Below are 17,284 nucleotides of genomic sequence, written 5' to 3' on the forward strand. Positions count from 1 at the left end.
TACGTCTGCGCCGCCAGCTGATCTGTCGCCTGGGCTGTCAGCACCTGATTCAGCACCGTCTCCAACAAGCGGGCCACTCCCGCGTCCCGATCGGTTCCGATAAACAGCTGGTGCAAAATGTCCTGATCTACGGTAATCTGGTATTGAGTCATGTGTAGGCACTCTCCTTGGAATGTTGGTCTCGACAACTTCCATTCTAACCGAGAGTCCTACCATGGCTTTTCTTTTTATGGTCAGGAGCATTTTACACAATTATATGGACTTAACTCGTCGGAGTGGCAGTTGCGCGGAAAAACCGAGTAACTCGGGTAGTGGGAAGCGCGTCGGAGTGGCGGTTGCGCGGAAAAATCGAGTAACTCGGTGGTAGGAGGCGCGTCGGAGTGGCAGTTGCGCGGAAAAACCGAGTAACTCGGTAGTTGGGGATGCGTTGCCAGAGCTGCAACCCGAAAAAATCGGGTTACAGGTGCTCGAAGTCGCGGAAAAGAGGCTGTAACCCGAAAAAATCGGGTTACAGGTGCTCGAAGTGACGGAATAGAGGCTGCAACCCGAGAAAATCGGGTATAGGTGCCCGAAGTCACGGGAAAGAGGCTGTAACCCGGAAAAATCGGGTTACAGGTACGAGCCCGATCTCTATTGCAGGGCATGCAGTGAACCCTGGATGCCCTGAGGTTCAAGTCATCATTTAATTAGGAGGAATAAACATGACAGCGATTTTGAAGAAGTTGAAGAAGGACGAGAAAGGCTTCACTCTGATCGAGCTTCTGGCCGTTATCGTCATTCTGGGGATTATTGCGGCGATTGCGATTCCGTTGATCGGAAATATACTGGAAAAGAACCGGGCGAAGTCTGATTTCCAAACGGCAAGACAAATTTATGATGCTGCCCGTTTGTACGTAACGAACGAAAAGAATGGCGACTTTAAAGACGCTGAGGTACCGGTTGTGACAACCGCAGCTACAGATGATGATCTCCAAGATAAAGGTTATTTAGATAAAAATATCGCGCTTCCAAGCACGAAAGACAAAATCAATGGTGGACTTGTGAAATTCCAGTCAGATGGACAGTTGCTGTACGTTTCAATAGTGACAGGAAGTGGAGCTAGCGCAGCAACAAAATTTTACAAGGGCAGTGATGTACTTAAAGGCGAAGGCGAAGTAAGCACAACGGCACCGACTTCCCCCTAACCCATGACCCTCCTCATCTCCCTCTACCTGTTCGCGCTCGGACTCGCCTGCGGCTCGTTCTTCAATGTCGTGGCGCTGCGCGTGCCGCTCGGCCAATCGGTCGTGCGACCGCCGTCCGCCTGCCCGCACTGCGGGCATCGGCTCGCGGCGCGCGAGCTCGTCCCCGTGCTGAGCTACGCGCTCAGCCGGGGGCGCTGCCGCAGCTGCGCGGCGCCAGTCTCGCCGCTGTACCCGGCAGGCGAGCTGGCCGCCGCGCTGCTGTTCGTCTGGGCGTACCTGCGGTTTGGCCTGACGGCGCAGGGCCTGATCGGCCTGCTGCTCGCCAGCCTGGCCGTCATCGTGACTGTGTCGGACATCCGCTACATGCGGATTCCGAACGCGGTGCTGCTGGCGTTCTTGCCGCCGCTGCTGCTCCTGCGCCTGCTCGAGCCGGACGGACGCTCCTATGCGGAGTACGCGCTCGGGGCGATCGCCGGAGGCGGCGTGCTGCTGCTAGTCGCGCTGCTGAGCCGGGGAGGCATGGGGATGGGCGACGTCAAGCTGCTGGCGCTGATCGGACTCGCGCTCGGCTGGAAAGGCGCGCTTCTGACGCTGCTCCTCGGCAGCTTCGCCGGAACGGCGGCAGGACTCGTCCTGCTGCTGCGGCGGCGGAGCAAGCTGCGCCAGCCGATGCCGTTCGGCCCTTTCCTCATGCTCGGCGCGCTGATCGCGTACGGGTACGGGGATGCGCTGATCGGCAGCTACCTTCAATTATTCAAGTAGGCAGGATGTGATAAGGATGCCCGCACTAGGCAGAAAGCGGATCGGCATCGCGATCGACGCCGCCGGAATCCGTTACGCTCCGCTCGGCAAGAAGGGACTGGATCCGGAGCAGGCCGGATTTTTTCCGTTCCCTCCGGGACTGATCGCGCAGGACGCCATCGTCAACGAAGAAAGCCTGCGGCTCTCGATCCGGGAGTGGGCGCGGGAGCGCAAGCTGCAAGGCGCGGTCGCCGTGCTGGCGGTGCCGACCTCCCAGGTCATCGTACGCAGGATGGCGCTGCCGGCGGCGAGCGACCGCGAGCTGCGCCAGCTGATCCATCTGGAAGTCGAGACGGTCATGCATCTGCCGTTCGAGCATCCGGTCTATGACTATGTCCTGCTCGAGCAAGGCGAGGAAAGCGCGCAGGCGCTCGTCTACGCGGCGCCCCGCAGCTGGATCGAGCCGCTGGTCGCGATGCTGCGGGAGGCGCGCATCCGCGTCGTCGGCACGGGCATCGTGGCGACGGCGCTGCAAGGAGCGGCGGGCTTCGGCGACGAGCCTCCCTGCGAGCGGATGCATGTCCATCTAAGCGGAGCCGCGGCGGAAATCGCGATGTTCCACGAAGGCAACCCGGTATTCGTGCGCTCGATCGAGGCGGACGGCGTGGACCAGGAGCTGGGCGGCCTGCGCATCGGGGAGCTTACCGCCGAGATCACGCGCATGCTCAGCTTCTATGAATTCGGCTTGCAGGAAGGCCGCTCCCGCATCCGGCAGGCGGTCATCACCGGTGCCGGCAAGCAGGCGGAGGCGCTGCGGCAGTCGCTGGCCGCCGCTTTGCCGGAGGTGGAGTTCCGCGGCGCCGAGCCTGGCAGCCTTGCGGCCGAGAGCCTGGACGGCCGCGCGGAGCCGTACGTCGTGCCGGCCGGGCTGCTCGTCCGCGGATCTGGCATCCTCCGGCTTAACCTGCTGCCGCGCGTCGACCGCGAGCAGCGGCTGGCGCCGCTGGCGGCGGCGCTGCTCGCGGTCGCCTGGATCGCCTGCGCGGCGCTGCTCGGCTACAGCTATGTCGGCGAGCGGCAAGCGGCGTCCGACGCGCAGGAGCGGCTGCTGGACGCGAGCCAGCAGCAGCTGGCGCTGCAGCGCCAGCTCGACGGGCTGAACCGGCAGGCCAGCGGAGCGGAAGCCGATCCGTACGAGCAGGCCGAGCAGATTCGGGCCCAGCGGCGGGATGCAACCGGCTACGTGCGCGATCTCGAGTTTTATTTGCCGACGGGGGCGGAGCTGCAGAGCATCGCCTACAGCAGCGGAGGGCAGCTGAGCGTATCGGTCCGGCTGGGCGGCATGAAGGATTCCTCCCGCTATCTGTTCGATATCCGGCGGATCGAGTGGCTGGACCAGGCGACGCTGACTTCGATCAAGCAGGAGCAGACAGGGGCCGAGAACGACGCGACGCCGACGTATGCAGCGGCCTATACGATCGTCCTGAAGCCGACCGAGCCTACGAAGGAGGGGACCGCCGATGGCAGCTAGACGCAATTCCTGGATTTTGCTGCTGTCCGCGATCCTCTTCCTCGGCCTGCTGCTGTTCTTCCTCTACGGGCTGAAGCCGGCGGAGGAAAAGGCCGCCTCGCTCGAGGCGGAGCTCGGCACGCAGCAGAAGCTGAACGACATCCTGATCGCCAAGCTCCAGGAACGCCGGGAGGAGGCGGAGATTCGCCCCGTGGAAGGCGTCCAGGCGGAGCTGCCGTACTGGGACAACACAGAGCAGCTCGTGCTCGATCTCGAGCAGCTCGGCGCCGAAAATGGCGTGGAGCATGTGTCGATCGCCTTCAGCGGCGATCTGGCCGCCTCCCGTCCGCTCCGCTCGGATCCGTCCGCCGATCCGGCCGCCGAGCGCTCCGCCGCTCCCGGCGAAGGCGCCCCCGCGGCCGAAGGCGATGCCGCCCCGTCCGCCGACGAGCTGGGCCTGGCGGCCGGCGGCTCCCCGTCCTCGGAGCCGCAGCCGGCGGGAGCGGCGGCCGCAGGGCCGCTGCGCCTGCAGGTGTCGGCCGTCGTCAAGGGAACGTACGACGCCGTGCTGAAGTACGTGCAAAGCCTGCACGGACTGACCCGCCTGACGACGCTGGAGTCGCTGGAGCTGAGCCGCAGCTCCTGCGGCTGCGGCAGCGAGCAGGAGCTGACCGTGCCGCTGACGTTCGCCGCCTATTTCCAGCCGACGTACCGCGACCGGGTCGAGACGCCGCTGCTGCCTTATGCGGAGTCCTCCGTCGCTTCGCCTCCGCCGCGCTCCTGAGCGCGGCTCGATGATTCTCCTCTCCCGCCCTCCGGCAAGAAGCGCTTCGATGCGAAGCGCGCCTTGCCGGAGGGCTTTTTTCGCGTCGCGCGGACGAAAGCGGGTAAGGAGGGAAGAGAGATTCGTCTTTACAAAAATAGTGGATCTAATCGGCTCTTGAGCAAGCGGCCCGATTAAGTCCCCGGAGGAGAGACCCCAACGTGCATGAATGCCTGAACGGCCATGAGACATTCGGCCGCCTCGACCGCGAGCTGCAGGACAAGCTCGTCGATCAGTTCGAACGCCTCATCAACGCCGAAGCCAAAGTGCTGTCCCAAGGAACGGATGAACGCGGCAAGACCGTCTACAAGCCATTGCTCGACCGATTCGATATCGTGCTCGTCAGCTTCATCGGCATCGGCCATCTCATGAACGAGCCCCATTATGCCGTCGTGTGGGACGCGCCGGCGCACAGCTCGAACCTGAGCGTTTTTCCCCTGAGCAGCAAGGTGAAGCATCCGAAGTTCGCCATCGGTCCGGTCGACACGCTGCCGGCCGAGGATACGGCGATCATGATCAACCAGCTGACGACCGTGTCGCGCCGGAGCCTCATCGAGCCGGTCAAGAAGCGCAACGCTGCGGGCCGGCTCGTCAACGTGTCGCTGACCGTCCGGCAGCAGCGGCAGGTGCTGGCCTTGTTCCATGAGACGCTGCTGAAGCAGCCGACGCTGAGAAGCGTCATCGAAAAGGAGCTGGGCAGCCATATCCCGTTCGGCCTCAGCGACGACAACCGCTCCGATCTGGAAGTCCCGGTCGCCTACGGCCTGCACCACAGCCTGCTCCTCTACCAGCTCCCCTGGAGCAAGACGATGAAGGCGATTCCGCTCCAGGCGATCGAGATGCCGTTCGGGGAGCGGAGGAGGCTCGTCCGCGGCCTGATCTCGCGCGATCCGCTCCAGCAGGCTGAGGCGGAAGCCATCCTCGCCTTGAAGCAGACCGGACAGATGGCCGCCGAAGCGGCGGTCGGACAGCTTTCATAAGCATTGACAGCCTACAGCCGACGCGCTATCATAGGATACGAATGTTCTACATAGCTCCCGTTCGGGAAAACGAAACATGATTTCAAACGAGCTCGTTCGAGCGAAAAACCCCCAAGGCATCCGCCTTGGGGGTTTTCTTTTTGCCCCCCAAAGCCTCATGCCCTCGAGCTTCTCGCGGCTGGCCCGCCCCGGCCCGGCGTCGTGCGCGGACAGCATCCGCCCCCGAGGCTTCGACTCCGCCGTCCCCCGATTCGCCTTATACCCGCGTATGCCAAAAACTTTTCCCCTCCGTCCCATCAATCCCGACACGAACCCACTGCGATTCGACGCGTCCCGAGTGAAGCTAAACGGGGTGAAGCACCGCATCATCCGCGCGAGGGGAGCTTCGCCGCGGCTGCCAGGCCGCTCTCCGAACGACCCGGAGCGCTTGCGGGGCAAGGGCTCGCGCCCCCAGCCGACAGCGCGGCGCGGGCGGCTCGACCCGGACGCGCCGCGTGTCGGAAAAAACTTTCGGGCAGAAGCCTTGTTCTGACAAACTTCATAAAAACCGGCCCCTATAATCAGACCTACACTAAGGCGGAAATGGTGGTGCCGAAATGAAGGAAAAGGCCAACGTTGTTTTGTTCCCCGGCCAGCCTCGGACAAGCCGCGCGGCGGAGGCGCTGCGCAGAGGGAGGGAAAGGGCGGCCCAGTGGAGAGTATTCCAGCTGATCGCCGCGAAGCGCTGGACGATCCTGCTCGCTGTCGTCGGCTTCCTGCTCGGTCGGGCGGTCATCCTGGAAAACCTGATGCCGTTCGCTCCCGCGTACTTCGCGGTCATCTACTTCCTGCGCAGGGACATGTACAAGCTGACGGCCGTGTCGCTCGTCGCCGGCAGCCTGCTGGCGGCGACGCCGAGCGCGATTCCGATCGCGATGGAGATCGCGGTGCTGTTCCTGCTCCTGAAGGGACTGGAGGTGTACGAGAAGGCGGAGCTGTCGCAGGCGCCGATCCTCGTGTTCCTGGCGACGCTCGTCGTGAAGCTGTTCGGGGCGTTCGTGCACGGGACGCTCGGCTGGTACGACCTGATGATGGTCGGCGTAGAGTCGGCGCTCGCGTTCGTCCTGACGCTGGTGTTCGTGCAGGCGATCCCGGTGCTGACGATGACGCGCAAGAGCAACTCGCTCAAGAACGAGGAGATCATCTGCCTCATGATCCTGATGGCGTCGGTCATGACGGGGGCGGTCGGGTGGAGCATCCAAGGGCTGTCGCTCGAGCATATCCTCTCCCGCTACATGCTGCTGCTGTTCGCCTTTGCGGGAGGCGCGCCGCTCGGGGCGTCGGTCGGCGTCGTCGCCGGCCTCATCCTCAGCCTCGCCAATCTGAACGCGGTCGTGCAGATGAGCCTGCTGGCTTTCTCGGGACTGCTTGCGGGGCTGCTGAAGGAAGGCGGAAGGATGGCCGTCGCGTTCGGCATGCTGCTCGGCACGTCGATCCTTTCCTTATATGTAGGCGGAGGGATGGACGTCATGGCGAGCACCTGGGAATCGGTCGTCGCCGCCGCGCTGTTCCTGCTCACGCCGAAGCTCGTCGTGAAGACGATCTCCCGCTACGTGCCGGGCACGAGCGAGCATGTGAAGTCGCAGCATGAGTATGCGAAACGCGTTCGGGAAGTGACGGCGCAGCGGGTGACGCAGTTCTCGGAAGTGTTCCGCCAGCTGGCGAGCAGCTTCGGGCAGCTCAATACGGCCGCTCCGCAAAAGCCGGCCGAGGAGGAGCTCGAGCATTTCATGAATGCCGCCTCCTCCAAAGTATGCGCCAGCTGCCACCGCAAGGACATGTGCTGGAGCTCGAAGTTCATGGACACCTACAAGATGATGACCGAGATGATGACGACGATCGACGAGGGGGAGTATACCGGCAAAAAAGACATGCCGAGGACGTGGACGAGCCATTGCAGCAAGACGCATCCGGTCATGAACGCCCTGCAGCAGCAGCATGAGCGCTACAAGCACGATCTGCACTGGAAGCGGCAAATCTTCGAATCGCGTCAACTGGTCGCTGACCAGCTGGCCGGCGTCTCGCAGATCATGGAGGATCTGGCGAGGGAGATCCAGCGCGAGGGGCAGCAGCTGCATCTGCAGGAGGAGCAGATCCGCGACGCGCTGGAGGCGCTCGGGCTGTCCATCCACGGCATCGACATCATCAGCCTCGAGGAAGGGAATGTGGAGATTGAGGTTTATCATACTTTCCCGCAGGGACACGACGAGGGCCGCAAAATTATTGCGCCGCTGCTCAGCGACATTCTGGGCGAGCATGTGGCGGTGAAGGCGGAGCGGGAGCCGCTGAAAAACGGCGAGCCCCGGCTGCTGCGCTTCGGCTCGGCCAAGGAGTACGAGGTCGCGACCGGCATCGCCGGCGCGGCGAAGGGCGGCGGGCTGCTGTCGGGAGACAGCTTCAGCACGGTCGAGCTCGGCAACGGCAAGTTCGCGGTCGCGATCAGCGACGGCATGGGCAACGGGGAAAGGGCGCGGCTGGAGAGCAGCACGGCGCTCAGCATCCTGCAGCAGCTGCTGCAGTCGGGCATGGACGAGCAGCTCGCGATCAAGTCGGTCAACTCGGTGCTGATGCTGCGCTCGCCCGACGAGATGTTCGCCACGGTGGACGTGGCGCTGATCGACCTGTACACGGCGCAGACGACATTCATGAAGATCGGCTCGACGCCGAGCTTCATCAAGCGCGGCAGCGAGGTCATCCCGGTGGCCGCCAACAACTTGCCGATCGGCATCCTGCAGGACATCGACGTCGACCTCATCCGCATGCAGCTGCAGCCGGGCGACACGCTCATCATGATGACGGACGGCATTTACGACGCCCCGGGCCATGCGGTCAACAAGGAGCTGTGGATGAAGCGCATCATCCAGGAGATGGCGACGGACGACCCGCAGCTGATCGCGGACATGCTGCTCGAGCGCGTCGTGCGGCAGTATAAGGGCGAGATCGTGGACGACATGACGGTCGTCGTGGCCCAGGTGGACAAGCATCTGCCGGAGTGGGCGACGTTCCGCTGGCCGGGCCTCAGCAAGCTGGAGCGGCCGCGCACGGTGAGCTAGGGCGGCAGGCAGGCGGCGAGGCAGAGCGGAGACAGGACGGAGCGCCCGCGGCATCGGCCGGCAGGGACGGACATCTGGTGGAGGACGACCGGCAGGGACGGGTCCGCGATGGCCGATGCGAGGCAGGGAAGGGCCGGCATCCGAGGGATGACGGACGTTAGGGACGGACATGTAATCGGCGATGCAAGGCAAGGACGGACGGACATCTGGTGGATGACGGGCGTTAGGGACGGACATGGCGGCGCCGGGCCGCATGGCGCGAATCGCGTACGGCAGAGCCGCAGAGGGCGGTCCGCCGGAACCTTGAGCATAGATCAACCGCTCGACCAATCAAAGGAGGAATTCGATCATGACCACTCTTATCCGCAGAAACCCGGGCAGCGCCCGTTCCCGCAAGAAGCGCGAAAGCCTGCAGCAGAAGCAGCAGCAGAGGCTCGAGGAGCAGCTGCGTCTGCAGGAGCAGCAGCAGCTGGAGGCGGCGCGCCGCCGCCGGGAGCAGGAGCGGGAAAAGCGCCGCGAGGCGGAGGCCCGGCTCGAGGAGCTGCGCCTCGAGGAGCTGCTGATGCGCGAGATGGAACGGATGCGGCTCGCGGCGGACAAGAAGCGCGGCAAGCGGCTGTGGACCGCGGAGGAGCGGATGGCGCAGCGCGCGTTCGCCGCGGCGCTCATGGAGACGGCGGCGGCCGCGCAGGCGGAGCGCGAGGCCGAGCGCTCCGGCTATGCCGAGGGCTGGATGCCCGCGGCAGCCGCAGCCGGCGGGCGCCGCCCGGGCGGAGCGGGCGGCGCGAGGACGGCGGCGGCGGAGCGGACGAGCTCCCGCGCGCAGCTGGAGCTCGTGGCGAAGCCGCCGGCGCAGCCGCACGGCGGCGGGCGTGGCCGCGCCGCCGGAGGCATGGCGCCGCCGGGCACGGGCGGCGCGGCGGAGGCGCGGCAGGGGGATGCCGCGCCGGGAGCCTTGCCGCTGGGCCGGGCGTCTGCCGGCCAGCTGGAGCGGCTCGCCCCCCACGTGCTTGCGGCGGCGGGGAGCGGGCGGCGACGAAGCCGCGCCGCCCAGGCGCTCCGAAGGCGGCGCGGACCGGTGCGCAGCCCATGCGGCGGCGAGGAAGGACGCCTGCGGCTCGTGAGGCCGGGGCGACCTCCGGGAAAGGAGGCGCGCGGCGGCAAGCCCCGCTGAGCCCGGCGCCGGAGCCGGGAGCGACAACCGAATAGCTTCCCGAACTTATCCATTCGACGCCGAGCCTCGCCGGGTCCGGAGCGGTCAGCCGTCCGCCCGCCGCGCCAAGGCTCCGCGATTCCATATCTCGCTCGGCGCCTCATCCGGCGCCGAGTCCGCCCTACCGAGCGGGCGCCTTATGCGGCGCCCCGAGCCAGCGCTCATCGAGCGAGCGCCTTTTAAGGCGCATAGAGCCAGCATCCTGGCCGGCGCCTCATGCGGCGACGCGCCAGACCTTGCCGACCGGCAGCCCCCATTCGGGCTGCCGGTTTTTTTCATTGCCTTCTCCTGTCAGGCGTCGGACGGAGAGGGGCGGCGAGCGCTCAAACGGGCTGTCCGCTGCCGTTCGGGACCTAGGGTTCAACGAAGGACAAGACGGCCTTTGCATCCCGTTGCCCCTTGCGCGAAGCGAACAACCCGGCCCTCGCCAAAATTTTAGTTCAAAATGAAGTGGCCGCTGAAAACCTGACATTTCACCATCGGAAGCCTGAATTCATATGAATTTGAAAACATTCTGCATCTATTTTCATTCATCTTTGAATCAATTTGCATCTCATTTACAAAAAACTAATGATATTCATGATGAATATTCATCTATGCAAGCTAAAATTTTCCGCTATAATAAACGCAATATCCTCTATTATCCTCAAGGAGCTGACGAATTTGCCTTCTCACCCCAACGCCGACTTCATCGAGTTGTACAATCCTACAAGCGAGACGGTGAGCCTTGCGGACTGGAAGCTCGACTATGCCAGTTCCACGGGCATTTTCCCCGCGACCACCCCGAACAGCAATGTTCTCACGCTTTCGGGCTCCATTCCTCCCGGAGGCTACTTCCTGACCAAGCATTCCGGAGGAGCGAACGGAGCGGCGCTGCCGACGCCGGATGCGACCGGAACGCTGAACCTGGCCGCCGCTAGCGGCAAGGTCCGCCTGTCCAACGCCACTGGCGCCGTCGTCGATCTGGTTGGTTACGGCACGGCGGCGAATCTGTTCGAAGGCGCAGGCCCGACGGGCAATCTGTCCAACACGACCGCGGCCAGGATACGGACAACAACGCAACCGACTTTGAAGTCGGATCTCCGGCTCCGCGCAACAGCGCCTCCCCGTCCGACGTGCCGTCGGTCGTGACGGTCCAGCCCGTGACGGGCAGCCCGGCTCCGAACGCATGGCCGGCCGGCACGGCGGTGACGCTGTCGACGGCGACGGCTGGCGCGTCCGTCTACTACTCGACGTCCGCCGATTCCACGTATCGCGCTTTCACCAGCCCGATCGTGCTGACGGAGTCCGTCACCTTCCACACCTATGCCGCCAAAGAAGGCGCAGAAGGAAGCATCTCCCGCGACCTGGCCTATGATGTGCTGGCCAAGCAGTCGGTCGCCGACGCCCGCCTCGCTCCGGTCGGACGCAACGTCTGGACGGAGGGCGTCGTTACCGCCGTTAACGGCAGGGAAGTCTATCTCCAAGACAATACCGCCGCCATCGTGCTGTATGACTATCCGGACCAGCTCCGCGCGGGCGACCGGGTCAGCGTGCAGGGCGAGATGGTCCACTACAACAACCTGCAGGAGCTGAAGCCTGCAGCCGGACTGAGCCTCGAGATCCTGGAGCGCGACCAGCCGGTGCCGGCGATCCGCGCCGTCACGCCGGAGCAGCTGGCCGCTCCGGCCGGCGAGGCGCTGGAAGCGCAGTTCATCTCCATCGACAATGTGACGATCGGAGCGAAGTCCGGCAGCACCTGGTCGGCCAAGCAGGCCGGCTCCGACACCAGCTTCGCCATCTTCTCCAGCTCGGCCAAGGTCAAGGAAAATGCAGCCTTTGACCGCGTCATCGGCGTCGTCAAGCAGTACCAGGGCATCTACCAGCTCGTGCCGCTGCATGACGGCATGCTGGTCGACCAGCTGTTCACCGTGCTCGCGAGCCCAGCCGGCGGCATCGTCGCTCCTGGAACCCGCGTGGCTCTGAGCGTGCCGGCCGGCGACCTGCCGATCCGCTACACGACCGACGGCTCCGAGCCGACCGCATCCAGCCCCCTTTACGAGGAGTCGATCCTCGTCGACCGGGCGATGACGATCCGGGCGTTCGCCACGGACGGCGAGCAGCGCACCGAGACGCTTTCCTTCTCCTACCAGCTGGCGGGAGAGGTCGGCATCCGCGACATTCAAGGCAAGGGCCACGCTTCCCCGTTCGTCGGCCAGACGATCCAGGGCGTGAAGGGCGTCGTCACGCAGCTCGGCTACAATCTGGCGAGCGCGACCCCGTCCTACAAGGGCTTCTACATCCAGACGCTGGAGCCGGACAATGACCCGGCCACCTCTGAGGGACTGTTCGTATACAGCACGGATGCGTCCAAAAAGCCGGCTGTCGGCGATGTCGTCGAAGTCAGCGGCAAGATCGACGAGTACAACGAAGGGCTGCCGGCGAACCTGACGACGACGCAGCTCGCGCTGGCCAGCATCTCCGTGCTGGAGAGCGGCCATGAGCTGCCGGCTCCGGTCGTGCTCGGCGCCGGAGGGCGCGTCATTCCGACGCCGACGATCGACGATGACAATATGACCGTCTTTGATCCGGAGAACGATGCGATCGACTTCTTCGAGTCGCTCGAGGGCATGCGCGTCCAAGCTCCGGCTCCGGTCATCACGAGCCCGTACTGGATCAGCAGCGGCCTGTACACGATCGCGACGCGCATCGACAACGGCGGCGCCGATCTCGTGACGCCGGCCGGCGGCCTGGCGCTTGGCGCGTACAAGGACTACAACCCGCAGCGCGTCCTGATCCTCTCGTCCAATCCGGGCTTCGAGGTCGGCACCGGCGACCGCTTCGCCGGCGACGTCGTAGGCGCGCTCGGCTACCATGCCGGCAACTTCAAGCTGATCCCGGCGCCGGGCAGCCTGCCTGCGATCGAGACGAGCTCCTTTGCCCAGGAGACGACGACGCTGCAGCCGGAGGGCGACAAGCTGCTCGTCGCCAGCTACAACATCGAGAACTTCTACCCGGGCGTCAAGGCGGAGAAGATCGAGAAGCTCGGCGACTCCATCGCCCATAACCTCAAGGCGCCTGACATCATCACCGTCATCGAGATGCAGGACCGCAACGGCGAAGGCGAGGGAGACATCGTCGAAGCGGACGCGACGAAGCTGATCGAAGCGATCGCTGCCAAGGGCGGACCGACGTACACATACGTCGATGTCGCTCCGGTCTACGACATGGACGGCGGCGCGCCGCACGGCAACATCCGCGTCGGCTTCCTGTACAACGCCGAGCGCGTACAGCTGGCGGACAGCGTGCAGGGCCGCAAAGGCGGCTCAACGGAAGCGACGGCCTACGATGCCGCTTCCGACTCGCTGACGCTCAACCCGGGCCGCGTCGACCCGGCGAACGACGCGTTCAAAGCCTCGCGCAAGCCATTGGCCGCGCAGTTCGTGTTCCAGGGCCGCAAGGTGATTGTCATCGCGAACCATTTCAACTCCAAGGGCGGCGACCAGGGGCCGTTCGGCGCGGCGCAGCCGCCGATCCTGTCCAGCGAGACCCAGCGCCACAAAATCGCCGCCGTCGTGAACGGCTTTGTGAAGACCATCGTCCAGGCGAATCCGGAAGCGAACGTCGTCGTCACCGGCGACCTCAACGACTTCCAGTTCACCAAGACGGCAAAGGTCCTCAAAGGCGGCGAGCTGGCGAACCTGATCGACACGCTGCCGGCCGAGCAGCAGTACACGTACACGTACGACGGCAACTCGCAGGTGCTCGACCACATCCTCGTCAGCCGCAACCTGCTGGTCGGCTCCAAGGTCGACGTCGTTCACCTGAACGCCGACTTCCCGGAATCGCGAGGACGCGTCTCCGACCATGATCCGGTGCTCGCGCAGATCGATCTGACGCCGGCGCCGAAGCCGGACTTCCGCATGACGCTGCTGCATACGAACGATACGCATGCCAACCTCGACACGACGAGCGCGCCGTCGTCCGTCGCCCGCCGCGTGACGGCGGTCAAGGAGCAGCGCGCGAGCGCGGTCAATCCGCTGCTCGTCGATGCGGGAGACGTGTTCTCCGGCACGCTGTATTTCAACAAGTACGAAGGCATGGCCGATCTGGCGTTCATGAACCTGATGAAATACGACGCCATGACGTTCGGCAACCATGAGTTCGACAAAAACGCCGATGTGCTGGCCCGTTTCGTGCAGGGCGCGGCGTTCCCGTTCGTCTCGTCCAACGTGGACTTCTCTGGCGAAGCGGCGCTGCAGGCGTTCGTCCGCCCGGCGGCGGGAGCCGGACAAGCGGCAGCAGGCAAGATCTATCCGACGATGATCAAGGAAATCGGCGGCGAGCAGATCGGCCTGATCGGCCTGACGACGCCGGACACGGCCAACATCGCGTCTCCGGGAGCGGTGACGTTCGCCGATCCGGCCGTTAGCGCCGCAGCCGCCGTCAAGCAGCTGCAGGAGCAAGGCATCGACAAGATCATCGCCCTGTCCCATCTCGGCTACGAGGAGGACATTGAGCTGGCGCAAGCGGTGGCAGGCATCGACGTCATCGTCGGCGGCCACTCGCACACCAAGCTCGAGCAAGCGGTCGTGGACCGCACGTTCGCAGCGCCGACGCTGATCGTGCAGACGGGAGAGAAGGGCCAGTTCCTCGGCCGCCTCGATGTCGCCTTCGACAAGGAAGGGGTCATCTCCGAATACGCCGACAAGCTCATCTCCATCGAGGAGAAAAACGGCAGCGCCTATGTACTGGCGAACGATCCCGAAGCGGAGGCGCTGCTGAAGCAGGACTACAAGCCGGGCATCGACGCGCTCGGACGCGAGGAAGTCGCGAAGTCGACCGTCGTGCTGAACGGCGTCCGCGATGACGTCCGCACCAAGGAGACGAACCTCGGCCGCCTGATCGCCGACGGCATGCTGAGCGCAGCCCGCAAAGCGGGCGCGAACGCGACGCTCGCGCTGCAGAACGGCGGCGGCATCCGCGCCTCGATCGAGGCCGGCACGATTACGCTCGGCCAGGTGCTGACGGTGCTTCCGTTCAACAACGATCTCGTCACCGTCAAGCTGACCGGCAAGGAAATCCGCGAGGCGCTCGAAAACGGCGTTTCCAAGCTTCCGGCCTCCGATGGACGCTTCCCGCATGTGGCGGGCATGCGCTTCTACTACGACTCGCTCAAGCCTGCCGGCTCGCGCGTCGTCAAGATCGAGACGCTGCAGCCGGACGGCAGCTACATCGCCATGAAGGAGGACGCGACCTACGAGCTCGCGACCAACGCCTTCACCGCGCGCGGCGGCGACTTCTACGACTCTCTGGCCAAGGCCTACAACGAAGGCCGAGTCGTGCCGCTCTATCTGCCGGACTATGAAGTGATGGAAACCTATCTGAAGGAAAAGAAAACGATCGATGAGAGCACGGCTCCGGCGGGCCGCATCATCGACCTGAAAGGCAGCCCGCTGCCGGTCGATCCGACGCCAACGCCGACATCGACAACAACGCCGACGCCAACGCCGACAGCAACACCGACAGGCACGGCGACGCCGCAGCCGACGGCTTCGACAACGCCTGCGCCTACAGCCAAGCCAGGGGAGATCGCCGCCCCGCTGCAGCTGAGCGAACAGGCGGGCCTGACCGTCGGAACCGTGACCGTCGGAGCGGAGCAGGCGCTTGCCGCGCTGCAAGCCGCAGCCGACGGCAAGCTGACCATCGCTGCATCCGCAGCCGGTTCCTTCGACCGGACCGAGGTGACGCTCGCTTCCGGCACGGTCGCCGCCCTGCTGGGCGCGCCGAGCTTCCGCGAGGCAGCCGTATCCTCGCCGCAGGGCAGCTACGTCCTTACCCGCGCGCTGCTGGAGTCGCTGGCCAAAGGTGCCGCCGACGCCGCGCTGACCGTCAAGATCGGCAGCGGCCAGGCAGGCCTCGACCTCGCCAAGGCTGCGGGACTGCCGGCAATCGGCGCTGCCGAGTACGAGCTTGCGCTGACGGTCGACGGCAAGACGTCCGAGCCGAACCGCTTCGGCTCCTACGTTCCGCGCTCGCTCAGCCTCGCTGACACTGCAGCCGTGACGGCGATCGTGCGCCTCAGCTCCGACGCCTCCGGCCAGCTGGCCTACGTGCCGGTCCCGTTCATCGTGCAGGACGGCCAGATCGTCTTCTTCAGCCGCGGCAACAGCAGCTATGTCGCCCTGGGCGGCGCAGCCGCCGCCTTCGCCGACATGCGCGGCCACTGGGCCGCCGCGGCGGTGCAAGAGCTGGCCGGCAAGCGCATCGTCGCCGGCAAGACCGCTTCGGCGTTCGCTCCGGGCGATGCCGTGACGCGCGCCGAGTTCGCGGTGCTGCTGGCCCGCACGCTCGGCCTGACCGCCGGCTCCGCCGCATCGTTCACCGACATCGCGGCGGGAGCCTGGTACGCGGACGGCATCGCCGCCGCTGCCGAGGCGGGCCTGATCGGCGGCTACGAGGACGGCAGCTTCCGTCCGCAGCAGCGCATCACCCGCCAAGAGATGGCGGTCATGACGCTGCGCGCCGTGCAGCTGGCCGGGCGCCAGGCCTCCGCTCCGCAAGCGGAAGCCGTCGCCTTCGCCGACAGCGGCCGCATCGCCTCGTGGGCCCAGGCAGCAGCGGCGGAGCTTAGCCGCTACGGCCTCATCCAAGGCGACGACCAGGGCCGCTTCCAGCCGCTCGCCGGCGCGACTCGCGCCGAGAGCGCCGCGCTCCTGCAGCGCCTGCTGGCCCAAGCTTCGTTCGAATAGACATCCCTGTAAAAACGAACCGCTCCTCGGGATTTTTCCGAAGAGCGGTTCGTTTTATTGCGTTCAATGAGAGTTTCCTTTGATCCACATGTGCTGAAATGGAGGCAGCTGCATCTTTTAGGTGATGGAAGACAATCTAGAGGAAGGGACTTCCCGATGACTCCATTATCCAACAGGTAAAATTATTAACAGTTAATGAGAACTACTTTTCGGAATTTAGGACGAAGAAGACCGTCCCCTAAGGGGACGGTCTTCTCTTTTAAAGTACGTTTAATCTTTTTAGGACCGCAGTGGACAAAGTCCAAAGGGCATTGTTTAAGGCGCTCCAGACATTATAGCATATATCTTTAGATAAATGCAATAGTTTATTGTGAGTCATTTTCTCGGCTTGCAGCTGCTGTATTAGTTGCCTGCTCCATTAGTTTGATAGCCGACGAATATCTGGGTGTAAACAGTTCCAAAATTTTATTATCGATTAAATCTAAAAATGGTGCGGGCAATTTAAACACTTTATCAGCAGCTCTTCTTGGCTTGTAGATCCGTAGTTTGCTAATCGGTTGTAATTGGTTTGGAATAGCAAAAGCCTCTTTTCCATTAAGATCTTCCAAAACTCCTATATATATTTCATGCTTATGTAAGATACTCCTAGGTTGGCTATTCTCAAGAGATCCGAGAGGCACGACATTTACGACCGGATTTGATTTCTCATTTTCATCCACTACGACTGCATAATGAAGTCCCCCGATTTCCGATCCTGGATTAAACCCAAAATTGACAAAGATGATCTCTCCACGATTATATTTTCGGAGCTTCGATGGTTCAAAACCTGTTTCCCACTTTAGGTACTTGTTTTGAGTTTCCATCCATTCCAAAAATATTTTTCCTCGTTTTAGTCCCATATTTTCAATGGTACGTTCTAAATCAGCGATTCTCTCCTTTAAAATGCTATGCCAATGAGCGTCTTCCTTTAAAATCGTCATCTCTTACCTCCTCTATGCATGTGAATTGAA

At 63.7% G+C, this 17,284-nt stretch carries 10 protein-coding genes and 1 pseudogene; 9 read left to right on the top strand and 2 right to left on the bottom strand.

Annotated elements, in window-relative coordinates; translation table 11 throughout:
* Positions 1–152 (bottom strand): annotated as a pseudogene (locus H582_RS32790) (IS256 family transposase); the annotation flags it as partial.
* Between the two features lie 549 nt (positions 153–701).
* On the opposite strand from H582_RS32790, the gene H582_RS0108985 reads away from it, so the two are divergent.
* The 9 genes from H582_RS0108985 (at position 702) to H582_RS26710 (ending at position 16,274) form a co-directional block, all read left to right on the top strand.
* Complete coding sequence (locus tag H582_RS0108985; protein ID WP_043111133.1) at positions 702–1,184, top strand: prepilin-type N-terminal cleavage/methylation domain-containing protein; 483 nt, start codon at positions 702–704, stop codon at positions 1,182–1,184.
* A 3-nt stretch (positions 1,185–1,187) separates the two neighbouring features.
* Complete coding sequence (locus H582_RS0108990; RefSeq protein WP_028598286.1) at positions 1,188–1,946, top strand: prepilin peptidase; 759 nt, start codon at positions 1,188–1,190, stop codon at positions 1,944–1,946.
* 16 nt (positions 1,947–1,962) lie between these two features.
* Positions 1,963–3,456 carry a pilus assembly protein PilM gene (pilM, locus tag H582_RS0108995; RefSeq protein WP_028598287.1) on the top strand — a complete coding sequence of 498 codons (1,494 nt, stop codon included), beginning with the start codon at positions 1,963–1,965 and terminating at the stop codon, positions 3,454–3,456.
* Positions 3,446–4,219, top strand: coding sequence for a hypothetical protein (locus tag H582_RS26700; protein WP_043111134.1), 774 nt, complete (start codon positions 3,446–3,448; stop codon positions 4,217–4,219). Before pilM ends, H582_RS26700 begins: the two co-directional genes overlap by 11 nt.
* A gap of 200 nt (positions 4,220–4,419) precedes the next feature.
* Positions 4,420–5,238 carry a type II toxin-antitoxin system PemK/MazF family toxin gene (locus tag H582_RS26705; RefSeq protein WP_043111135.1) on the top strand — a complete coding sequence of 273 codons (819 nt, stop codon included), beginning with the start codon at positions 4,420–4,422 and terminating at the stop codon, positions 5,236–5,238.
* A 596-nt stretch (positions 5,239–5,834) separates the two neighbouring features.
* Positions 5,835–8,330 (top strand): stage II sporulation protein E, encoded by a 2,496-nt coding sequence (gene spoIIE, locus H582_RS0109010; RefSeq protein WP_028598288.1) that lies wholly within the window; start codon positions 5,835–5,837, stop codon positions 8,328–8,330.
* A gap of 349 nt (positions 8,331–8,679) precedes the next feature.
* Positions 8,680–9,504, top strand: coding sequence for a hypothetical protein (locus H582_RS0109015; RefSeq protein ID WP_028598289.1), 825 nt, complete (start codon positions 8,680–8,682; stop codon positions 9,502–9,504).
* 621 nt (positions 9,505–10,125) lie between these two features.
* Positions 10,126–10,674 (top strand): lamin tail domain-containing protein, encoded by a 549-nt coding sequence (locus H582_RS29940; RefSeq protein ID WP_255309744.1) that lies wholly within the window; start codon positions 10,126–10,128, stop codon positions 10,672–10,674.
* A complete protein-coding gene (locus H582_RS26710) occupies positions 10,671–16,274 on the top strand; it encodes a 5'-nucleotidase C-terminal domain-containing protein (protein WP_127464515.1) in 5,604 nt (1,867 codons plus the stop codon). The genes H582_RS29940 and H582_RS26710 overlap by 4 nt, the downstream gene beginning before the upstream one ends.
* A gap of 365 nt (positions 16,275–16,639) precedes the next feature.
* On the opposite strand, the gene H582_RS30855 is transcribed toward H582_RS26710, so the two are convergent.
* Positions 16,640–17,254, bottom strand: coding sequence for a type II toxin-antitoxin system PemK/MazF family toxin (locus tag H582_RS30855; protein WP_127464516.1), 615 nt, complete (start codon positions 17,252–17,254; stop codon positions 16,640–16,642).
* Positions 17,255–17,284 lie beyond the last annotated feature (30 nt).

It is taken from the genome of Paenibacillus pasadenensis DSM 19293 (assembly GCF_000422485.1).
GTDB classification, from domain to species: domain Bacteria; phylum Bacillota; class Bacilli; order Paenibacillales; family Paenibacillaceae; genus Paenibacillus_O; species Paenibacillus_O pasadenensis.